Annotated in this window: 11 protein-coding genes and 1 pseudogene; 10 read left to right on the top strand and 2 right to left on the bottom strand. The window is 46.2% G+C overall.

What is annotated here, in order from left to right; translation table 11 throughout:
- On the top strand, nt 1-709 hold a 709-nt coding region (locus tag JX312_RS04465), incomplete at its 5' end, for a response regulator transcription factor (protein WP_204457192.1).
- Between the two features lie 111 nt (nt 710-820).
- On the opposite strand, the gene JX312_RS04460 is transcribed toward JX312_RS04465, so the two are convergent.
- Both JX312_RS04460 and purT read right to left on the bottom strand, forming a co-directional pair.
- Complete coding sequence (locus tag JX312_RS04460; RefSeq protein WP_204457191.1) at nt 821-1,396, bottom strand: polyphenol oxidase family protein; 576 nt, start codon at nt 1,394-1,396, stop codon at nt 821-823.
- A 125-nt stretch (nt 1,397-1,521) separates the two neighbouring features.
- Nucleotides 1,522-2,706 (bottom strand): formate-dependent phosphoribosylglycinamide formyltransferase, encoded by a 1,185-nt coding sequence (gene purT, locus JX312_RS04455; RefSeq protein WP_204457190.1) that lies wholly within the window; start codon nt 2,704-2,706, stop codon nt 1,522-1,524.
- A 234-nt stretch (nt 2,707-2,940) separates the two neighbouring features.
- On the opposite strand from purT, the gene JX312_RS04450 reads away from it, so the two are divergent.
- The 9 genes and pseudogenes from JX312_RS04450 to JX312_RS04410 all read left to right on the top strand — a co-directional run.
- Nucleotides 2,941-3,693: a 1-acyl-sn-glycerol-3-phosphate acyltransferase gene (locus JX312_RS04450; RefSeq protein ID WP_123406315.1), complete on the top strand. Its 753-nt coding sequence runs from the start codon at nt 2,941-2,943 to the stop codon at nt 3,691-3,693.
- Nucleotides 3,694-3,717: 24 nt separating this feature from the next.
- Complete coding sequence (thiD, locus tag JX312_RS04445; protein ID WP_204457189.1) at nt 3,718-4,515, top strand: bifunctional hydroxymethylpyrimidine kinase/phosphomethylpyrimidine kinase; 798 nt, start codon at nt 3,718-3,720, stop codon at nt 4,513-4,515.
- A gap of 93 nt (nt 4,516-4,608) precedes the next feature.
- Nucleotides 4,609-4,812, top strand: coding sequence for a sulfur carrier protein ThiS (gene thiS, locus JX312_RS04440; RefSeq protein ID WP_123406311.1), 204 nt, complete (start codon nt 4,609-4,611; stop codon nt 4,810-4,812).
- Nucleotides 4,809-5,387, top strand: coding sequence for a thiamine phosphate synthase (locus JX312_RS04435; RefSeq protein ID WP_123406309.1), 579 nt, complete (start codon nt 4,809-4,811; stop codon nt 5,385-5,387). The genes thiS and JX312_RS04435 overlap by 4 nt, the downstream gene beginning before the upstream one ends.
- Complete coding sequence (locus tag JX312_RS04430; protein ID WP_123406307.1) at nt 5,372-6,001, top strand: thiamine phosphate synthase; 630 nt, start codon at nt 5,372-5,374, stop codon at nt 5,999-6,001. Before JX312_RS04435 ends, JX312_RS04430 begins: the two co-directional genes overlap by 16 nt.
- A 15-nt stretch (nt 6,002-6,016) precedes the next feature.
- Nucleotides 6,017-6,790 carry a thiazole synthase gene (locus JX312_RS04425; RefSeq protein ID WP_304504926.1) on the top strand — a complete coding sequence of 258 codons (774 nt, stop codon included), beginning with the start codon at nt 6,017-6,019 and terminating at the stop codon, nt 6,788-6,790.
- A 35-nt stretch (nt 6,791-6,825) separates the two neighbouring features.
- Nucleotides 6,826-8,538 (top strand): phosphomethylpyrimidine synthase ThiC, encoded by a 1,713-nt coding sequence (gene thiC / locus JX312_RS04420; protein WP_123406303.1) that lies wholly within the window; start codon nt 6,826-6,828, stop codon nt 8,536-8,538.
- Nucleotides 8,526-9,704 carry a 2-iminoacetate synthase ThiH gene (thiH, locus tag JX312_RS04415; protein ID WP_204457188.1) on the top strand — a complete coding sequence of 393 codons (1,179 nt, stop codon included), beginning with the start codon at nt 8,526-8,528 and terminating at the stop codon, nt 9,702-9,704. Before thiC ends, thiH begins: the two co-directional genes overlap by 13 nt.
- A 159-nt stretch (nt 9,705-9,863) precedes the next feature.
- A pseudogene (locus JX312_RS04410) lies at nt 9,864-10,061 on the top strand (superoxide dismutase); the annotation flags it as partial.

The following is a 10,061-nucleotide window of genomic DNA, read 5'->3' as shown; positions in this document are numbered from 1 at the left end:
CTTAAAGATACTGCTCTGCGAGGACGATGAAAACCTGGGCATGTTGCTCAGAGAGTTTCTTCAGGCAAAGGGATTTAATGCCGACCTCTGCCCCGATGGCGAAAAAGGTTATAAGACTTTTCTTAAAGGGAAATATGATCTTTGTGTCCTCGATGTCATGATGCCGAAGAAAGACGGTTTTACTTTGGCTCAAGAGATTCGTAACGTCAATGGAGATGTGCCCATCATTTTCCTGACAGCAAAAGCGTTGAAAGAAGATGTGCTTGAAGGTTTCAAGCTGGGTGCAGACGATTATATCACGAAACCCTTCTCTATGGAGGAGCTTGTGTTCCGCATCGGTGCGATTCTCAGACGCGTGAAAGGGAAGCGGGACAAAGACATAACCCTGTACAAAATAGGTAAATACACGTTCGACACCCAGAAACAGGTGCTCATAGCCGATGACAAGACCCAGAAGCTCACAACTAAAGAATCTGAACTTCTGGCACTATTGTGCTCCCACGTGAATGAAATTCTTGAACGCAACTATGCTCTCAAGTCAATCTGGATTGACGATAATTATTTCAACGCCCGAAGCATGGATGTGTATATAACAAAACTCCGCAAACTTCTTAAGGATGATCCATCCATCGAGATAATCAACATACACGGGAAAGGGTATAAACTCATCGCTCCCGAAGCGGAAGGCGAGACCGAGACAAATGCCTGAATAATTCGGCAAAGGCATTGATTTTACAGGTCTGTATCGGTTCATTAACCAGATACAGACCTGTTAAACATTTGTTCACATCTATTGGATTTCCGCAAGATCGGATCAACATCAAAACCGTAGATAAGCGAACGTGATATTACGCTCGGATATGCCCGGTGTTCTGCGCCAGCTATAGAAGAGAGGATTTCCATACGCATCCTTTGTCGACCGCGTGCAGAGAGTGTTATTGTAGATATAGTCCGGGTCAACACCTTTCCTGATCAACCGCAAGGTGTTCGCCCCCTGAAGATCCACACATGGTTTACCCGCTTCTCCGCACGGATATGACACACACTTCGAAAAGCCGTTTTCTATAAAACGTTCCCCAAGATCATTGTCGACTTCATAACAATTCCCGCAGATAGATATACCGAATGTGGCATGAATATTCCGCGGGTCGGAACCCATATCTGCCAGTCTGTCTACAACCACGTCAACAATACCGCCTAAAGTGCCTTTCCAGCCTGCATGTACGGCAGCAACAGCTTTAATGTCCTCGGCATATAGGATGACAGGCACACAATCCGCTGTTCTAACCCCTATCGGAAGTCCCGGAGTTTCCGTTATAATGGCATCTGTATCCTCCAATATCTCATTCCCGTCTGAGACGATAGCCACATTCAGAGAATGAGTCTGCTTCGGCAAAACTATATTACAGGGCAGAATATCATCACTCCTGTCCGCGGGCTGGTCATGGACAACGCAGGTAGTAAAACAACAGATGCCCTCCGAAGAGGGCAACCTGATTATATTCTTATTACTTGACTTATTCAATGAACTGTAATTTTCAATTTATCATAAGCACGCGATGCCTTGGCTCGCGCCTCTTCAAGAGTATCCGCTTTGGCAAGAATCACGCCCATTCTGCGATGTCCTCTTACTTCGGGCTTGCCAAAAATGCGCAGCTGCGTGCCGGGTTCTTCAAGCACTTTCTCAAGATTTTCAAACTCAACACAATCTGAGTTTCCTTCCACTACAACTGCTCTGGATGCCGAAGGACCGTAAAACTCAATCGAAGGGACAGGCAACCCGAGCAACGCACGGGCATGAAGAGCAAATTCCGACAGATCCTGAGAAATCATAGTTACCATTCCGGTGTCATGTGGACGCGGTGACACCTCGCTGAAGATTACATTGTCGCCCTTGACAAACAATTCAACTCCGAATATGCCATATCCGCCCAAAGCGTCCGTAACCTTACGCGCAATATCCTTTGCCGACGCTATCGCCACCTCACTCATTGGCTGTGGTTGCCAGGAATAGCGATAATCACCATTTTCCTGTATATGTCCCACCGGCTCGCAGAAGACAGTTCCTGATACACTTCTTACAGTCAGCAAAGTTATTTCATAGTCAAAATCTACAAAACCTTCCACAATCACTCTGCCAGCTCCGGCTCGTCCGCCCTCCTGAGCTTCTTTCCATGCGGCATCTATATCTTCAGCTTTTCTGACTGTGGACTGGCCATGCCCGGAAGAACTCATCACCGGCTTGACTACGCAAGGAATTCCTATCTCTTCAACAGCTCTGTCAAACTCTTCGCGGCTTGAGGCAAAACGATATGGAGAAGTCGGCAATCCGAGTTCCTCGGCAGCAAGACGCCTGATACCTTCGCGGTTCATTGTAAGCCATGCGGCTCTTGCAGTCGGAGTGACATTGTAGCCCTCTTTTTCGAGTTCAACAAGAACAGGAGTTGCAATAGCCTCTATTTCCGGTATTATATGGTCGGGTTTCTCAAGTTCCACATACTTTCTCAATTCATCGCCATCAAGCATATTGAACACATGCGAACGATGCGCCACCTGCATAGCAGGTGCATCCGGATACTTATCACATGCCACAACTTCAACGCCAAGGCGCTGCAATTCTACTGCGACCTCTTTACCAAGTTCTCCACTGCCAAGCAGCATCGCTTTGCGACCTCTCGCAGTCTTCACACTACCGATTTTAGCCATGTCTTATAATGTTAGAGTTAGATTCGCCGGCATATTCATGCCTTATAACTTTATGCAAAATTACGAAAAATCGCCAACCCCCGCAAATTAACTTCAATTTTAAGCCAGCATATGAAAACCGAATCGTCTTGACTTATTTCGAAAGTTAAAATAAGTCAAGGCGAGTTCACTTACTTATTATTTTAAAGTGTGGGCATAATTTTGTAATTTTGTAAAAACAGAATTTTATAAATCATGAAAAGTATAGCAAAGGCGATATATTTCACTTACCAATGGCTTATTGCCGGACCGATATTTGTTGCAGTCACATTTCTGACAGCTATTTTCACTGCAATCGGATCTCTGACAGGAAACAAAGATTTCTGGGGCTATTACCCCCCGCATTACTGGGCAAGATTCACTTGCGCCATATTTCTTATGCGGATAAAAGTCTCGGGACGTGAGAACATTGACCCCGCGACTTCTTATGTATTCGTCGCCAACCATCAGGGAGCATATGATATCTGGTCCATATACGGATTTCTCAACCATAACTTCAAATGGCTGATGAAAAAAGAACTTGAAAAAATTTTTATGGTAGGATGGGCATGCAAATGCGCAGGGCATGTTTTTGTCGATGATTCAAGCGTTGCCGGAATTAAAGAGACGATTGCCGAGGCGGAACAGACTCTTAAACACGGGATGTCTCTTGTTATCTTCCCTGAAGGCAGCAGAAGCTGGGACGGAAAAATGATTCCCTTCAAACGCGGGGCATTCATGCTTGCCGGAGAATTCAGGTTGCCTGTAGTGCCGGTGACTATAGACGGAAGCTTCAAGGCGATGCCTCGGTTCACCTATAATATGAGACCTTGCACTATAAAACTGACGATACACAAGCCGATATATCCCGGAGAGAAGGGCTTCAATACAAAGCAACTGATGGCTCAGTGCAGAGAGAATATATCTTCTGCGCTTCCGTCTGAAATACGCGATACGGATATGGCTTAAGCACCTGTTTAAAACATAAGCTCCATGATAACACAAAAAATTGTTTTAAGCATTGCAGGCTCCGACAATACAGGAGGAGCCGGGATACAGGCGGATATAAAGACCTGTTGTGCTTTCGGCATTTATGCCGCAACTGTCATAACAGGAGTGACGGCTCAAAATTCCATAAAAGTATTCGGAGTGGAGTCTGTTTCTATCAGAATGCTTGAACAGCAATTCGATTCGATATTCGAGGTAATGCGTCCTGACGCTGTAAAGACCGGGATGCTCCCGTCTTCCGAGATTATTGAAGTGGTGGCATGCAAACTCCGTGAATACGGTGTCTCAAACATTATTGTTGATCCGGTGATGGTAGCTACAAACGGCGGGGCATTGGTCTCGCCCGGGAAAGACATCGTAGATGCATTCACCGAAAAATTGTTGCCGATAGCAACTGTAATGACACCAAACATTTCCGAAGCTTCAAGATTTTTGAATAGAGACACTTCGGTAATGGATCCGGAAACCGTCTGTCGGCTGTTGAAGGAAAAAACATCGTGCATGTCGATTCTGCTGAAAGGTGGACATTCACCCGGAGATGTTTCAGCCGATTATCTTCTTGATTCCGATAAACTGACATGTTTTGAGTCCCACAGGATAAATACGCCAAACACTCACGGAACCGGTTGCACACTTTCTTCGGCAATAGCCTGCGGTCTTGCAAAAGGAGAGACTCTGACAACTGCCGTCAGTAACGCAAAATCATTCATAGACAAGGCTATCGCTTCCGCTGCGACTCTTCACGTAATGAACGGACCCGGACCTCTTGACTTTTTTGTTTAACACCTTCCGCGAGCGCATGTCCTGGCAGCTGTAAACACACGGAAGCCGTAGATATACGCAATGCGATAATATTTTTAACAAGCTCTTGACATTATGAGAATTACTATAAACAATCAACCTGTAGAACTTTCAGGCGAATACATTACGATTGCCCAATTGATGACAGAAAGAGGCGTAAAACCCGGCGGCACAGCCATTGCGCTCAATAACAGGATTGTAAGACATGAGAACTGGGAGACTACAAAACTCAACGATGGAGATTCAATAACCTTGATATCTGCGGCATTCGGAGGATGACAGACCGATTTCTGAAAATTGCGATTACAAAGCCTGAGATTATTTCGTCTGAGGCTGACATGATAAGTTCGCTCCTTGTGAACGGACTTGATTATGTGCATATCCGTAAACCGGAAGCATCGCTTCGCGATATCAGGAATCTTATTGAAGATATTCCATACCGCTTGCGCAAACGCCTAAGGCTGCATGGTCATTTTGAATTGTTTAACGATTTTAATCTCGGGGGTGCTCATCTTAATTCCCGCTGCCCGGTAGCTCCGCAGGCTGCATGCAGACTTTCGAAATCTTGTCATTCTATTGAAGAACTCAATGGATGCGAGGATTATGAATATGTCACACTGTCGCCGATTTTTGATTCAATATCAAAAGCCGGCTACCATTCTGCATTTGACATCAATGATCTTAAAGACAAAATCTATAGTAAAAACGTTATAGCTTTAGGAGGTGTCACACCAGAAAAATTCGGACAACTTGCAGCTGCCGGTTTCGCCGGAGCGGCAATGCTCGGATGTATATGGGAAGACATCGGCAGTTTTTTGCAAAAAATAAATAAGACAATATGTTGCAATATATAACATCAACTTCCTCCCCGGTACCGGTGACGGAACAAGTGCGACAAGTGCTCGAAGGCGGATGCCGCTGGATTCAAGTACGTATGAAAGATGCTTCAGACGAAGAAATAGCCGGAGTCATTGAAGAAATCAAACCGATGTGTCTTGACAAAGAAGCGTTTCTGATACTTAATGACCGTGTTGAACTTGCAAAGACTCTGGACGTTGGCGGTGTTCATCTCGGCAAGACGGATATGCTTCCGTCTCAGGCAAGACTTATTCTCGGTCCGGCAGCCGTGATAGGCGTGACAGCAAATACAGTCGAAGATGTAGAGGCGGTCAAGGCTCTTGATATTGACTATATCGGCATCGGTCCATATCGGTTCACTGAAACCAAAAAGAATCTCGCCCCGACTCTCGGCATTGAAGGTATCGGTTCAATATGCGGCAATATGCATGAAAGAGAGATAAACATAGCGACTGTCGCAGTGGGAGGGATACTTCCTGAAGACGTTGCTCCGCTTATGGAAAGCGGAGTCAATGGAATCGCTGTCAGTGGTGCAATAGCATTTGCTCCCGATATTAAAGCGGCTACAGAGGAATTTCTGCGGTTGCTGGAACCATATGAAAAGAAATAACAACTATATTAATTTATGCATGATATACTAAAAATCGGAGAGCGTGAATTTACTTCGCGGCTCTTTGTAGGCACAGGCAAATTCGCATCGCCGGATCAGATGCTCGAAGCCATAAAGGCTTCGGAATCCGAAATGATCACCGTTGCAATGAAGCGGGTGAACATGATGAATGAGGCTACAGACGACATGCTGACCCATATCAACCGGGAACATGTGCAGCTGCTTCCCAACACTTCGGGTGTACGTAATGCCGACGAAGCGGTTCTTGCCGCCAAAATGAGCCGAGAGATATTCGGCACATCTTTCATAAAGCTTGAAATACATCCGGACCCCAAGTATCTTATGCCTGATCCAATTGAAACACTCAAGGCAACAGAGGAACTGGCAAAAGACGGTTTTACAGTGCTACCTTATATACAGGCAGACCCCGTATTGTGTAAACTTCTTGAGGAAGCTGGATCTTCGGCTGTCATGCCGTTGGCGGCACCTATCGGCACCAACAAAGGTCTTGTGACAAGAGACCTGCTTGAAATAATAATAGAACAAAGTCGCGTACCGGTGATTGTAGATGCAGGTCTCGGTGCTCCGTCACATGCTGCCGAGGCTATGGAAATGGGTGCTGACGCAGTGCTTGTGAACACGGCAATCGCTGTTGCGGGTGATCCGGTTATGATGGCTGGCGCCTTCAAAGATGCCGTGCGTGCAGGCCGCAACGCTTTCAACGCAGGTCTCGGAGCGGTTTCAACATACGCTCAGGCAACAAGTCCTTTGACTTCCTTTCTTGATTAAGAAAATGTTACTAATCTAATTCAGACAACAATAACATGAAAATAGAAAATATAGACGTTTCGTCATATCCGAATTCAGAAAAAGTTTACGTATCCGGCAAAATGCCGGGAGTACGGGTAGGTATGAGGAAGATACACCAGTATCCTACTGTAAAGATAGAAAACGGCAAAAGAGCTGAATATCCCAACGAGGACATTACCGTTTACGACACATCGGGACCATACACGGATCCATCCGTAAAAATAGATATGAACAAGGGGTTGCCCCGTATACGCGAGAATTGGGTGGAAGAACGTAATGACACTGAAATACTGCCTGATATAACAAGCGATTACGGACGCATGCGCCGTGATGACAAATCACTTGATTCTCTCCGCTTTCCCGTGCAACATAAGCCACGTAAGGCAAAAGACGGCGCAAGAGTGACACAGATGCATTATGCAAGGAAGGGCATTGTGACACCTGAAATGGAATATGTTGCAATAAGAGAGAACCTGGACAACGAGTCGAGGGGAATAAAATCATATATAACCCCGGAATTCGTACGCGATGAAATCGCAGCCGGACGAGCCATCATAGCCGCCAATATAAATCACCCGGAGGCTGAACCGATGATTATCGGTTCTGCATTCAGTGTCAAATTGAATTCAAATATCGGAAACTCCGCTCTCTCTTCCGGCATAGAGGAAGAGATTGAAAAAGCCGTGTGGAGCTGCTATTGGGGCGGAGACACACTGATGGACCTCTCGACAGGCGACAACATACACGAGACCCGCGAGTGGATTATCCGCAACTGCCCAGTACCCATGGGGACTGTACCTATCTATCAGGCACTTGAGAAAGTAAACGGTGATGTAAAGAAACTGACATGGGAGATATACCGCGATACACTTATCGAACAGTGCGAACAGGGAGTTGATTACTTCACCATACATGCAGGCGTGCTCCGAGAACATGCGAAACTCGTGCAAGAACGCCTCACCGGCTGTGTGTCACGTGGTGGTTCGATCATGACTCAATGGTGCGTGCTTCATGATTCCGAAAGCTTCCTTTATACCCATTTCGACGAGATATGCGAGATTCTTAACAAATATGATGTTGCCGTATCTCTTGGAGACGGCATGCGCCCGGGATCCACTCACGATGCCAATGACCGTGCCCAGTTCCTTGAACTTGAAGTTCTCGGAGAATTGACAAAAAAAGCATGGGAACATGATGTTCAGGTGCTTGTTGAAGGACCGGGACACGTACCCATGCATAAGATCAAGGAAAACATGGACAAACAGAAAGAGGCATGCTGCAATGCGCCCTTCTACACTCTCGGTCCTCTTACAACAGACATAGCCCCTGCCTATGACCATATCACATCCGCCATAGGAGCAGCTATAATATCGAATCTCGGAACGGCGATGATCTGCTATGTGACACCTAAAGAACACCTTTCGCTTCCTACGCTCGAAGATGTGCGCGAAGGTGTGATCACATATAAGATTGCCGCTCATGCAGCAGATCTTGCCAAGGGATTTCCGGGAGCAACCGTAAGAGACGATGCCTTGAGCAAAGCCCGCTATGAATTCAGATGGAAAGACCAGTTCAATTTATCGCTCGATCCGGAGAAAGCTAAAAAATATTATCTTGAATCAAGGAGAAACGCTCCCGACGCCGATGATCGCTTCTGCACGATGTGCGGTCCCAATTTCTGCGCTATGCGCATCTCTCAGAATATAGAATCGGAATGCAAGAATTAAAATTCAAATGTGATCCTTCAAAAGACGCTGTGTTCGGTCATGGTTTCGCTGATGAAATAGGCAACTTCGACTGGGACGAGACAATACGCATTGTCGAAAATGCCACAGAGGCTGATGTGCGCAGGGTACTTGCCAAGGCCCGGCGTAATGTGAAACCTCTGACACCGGAAGAATTTGCGATACTTATTTCTCCTACGGCGGATCCGTTTCTTGAAGAAATGGCACAGTTGAGCAGACATTTCACTCTCGAACGCTTCGGGAAAACAATCTCCATGTACATCCCGATGTATGTATCCAATGCCTGCACAAACAAATGCGTATACTGCGGTTTTAATCATGACAACCCGTTCACACGCACCACACTGACTCCTGACCAGGTCGAAAATGAATGCAAAGCAATAAAAAAACTCGGTCCGTTTGAGAATCTGCTCGTTGTATCGGGAGAATATCCCTCGTTATGCGGAGTGGAATATCTTGAAAAAGTCCTGCACCGCTGCCGACCCTATTTCCATAACCTCACAATCGAGGTTCAGCCTATGAAGGCGGCAGACTATTACAGACTGACTGAATCCGGACTCAATGGAGTTGTGTGTTTTCAGGAAACATATCACAGGGAAGCATATAAGAAATACCACCCCAGAGGGATGAAAAGCCACTTTGACTGGCGACTTAACGGCTTCGACCGTATGGGAGAGGCGGGGGTTCATAAAATCGGCATGGGTGTTCTGCTCGGGCTTGAAGACTGGCGCGCCGACACCATAATGATGGCAAGACACCTCAGGTATCTTCAGAAACGCTACTGGCGTTCTCGTTTTTCTGTGAATTTTCCCCGTATGCGCCCTTCGGAGAGCGGATATCAGCCCAAGGTCATCATCAACGACAGGGAACTCGCACGCCTCACATTCGCCTTCCGCATATTCGATCACGATATAGATATCTCGTTCTCCACCAGGGAAGCGCCATACTACCGCGACCATATAATGCGACTCGGAGTAACATCCATGAGCGCAGGCAGTCAGACAGAACCCGGTGGTTACGCCACATCTCCGGAAGCTCTCGAACAGTTTGAAGTCAGCGATGACCGCTCCCCCATGTCTGTAGCAGAAGCAATACGCACAAACGGCTACGAACCCGTCTGGAAAGATTGGGACGCAATCTTCGATTAGTGTCAGGCATACGTATCAGCTCTGATATAACCAAGTGTATTTATTAATATCAAGGCACTACATGAACTGATAAACATTGACTCATATATTTTGTTATATAAGGAGAGGAAGATTCCTCTCCTTATCGTTTTTATGTTAAATATATTAAACAGGATATTTATGAAGTTCACACAACCCCGTCTGCCATATTCGCCGGATGCACTCGCACCCGTAATCTCCGCGAATACAATCGATTTCCATTATGGGAAACATGAAAAGGCGTACATTGACACACTAAACACCCTCATTGAAGGAACTCCGTTCAGTGAAATGTCGCTCGAAGAGATTATATGCAAAAGTGAGGGCAAGCTATTCAAC

It is taken from the genome of Barnesiella sp. CU968, from assembly GCF_905219685.1.
Taxonomy (GTDB): Bacteria; Bacteroidota; Bacteroidia; order Bacteroidales; family Muribaculaceae; genus Lepagella; species Lepagella muris_A.
Note: the sequence above shows the minus strand (reverse complement) of the source record. Positions and strands in the feature narration are given on the sequence as shown.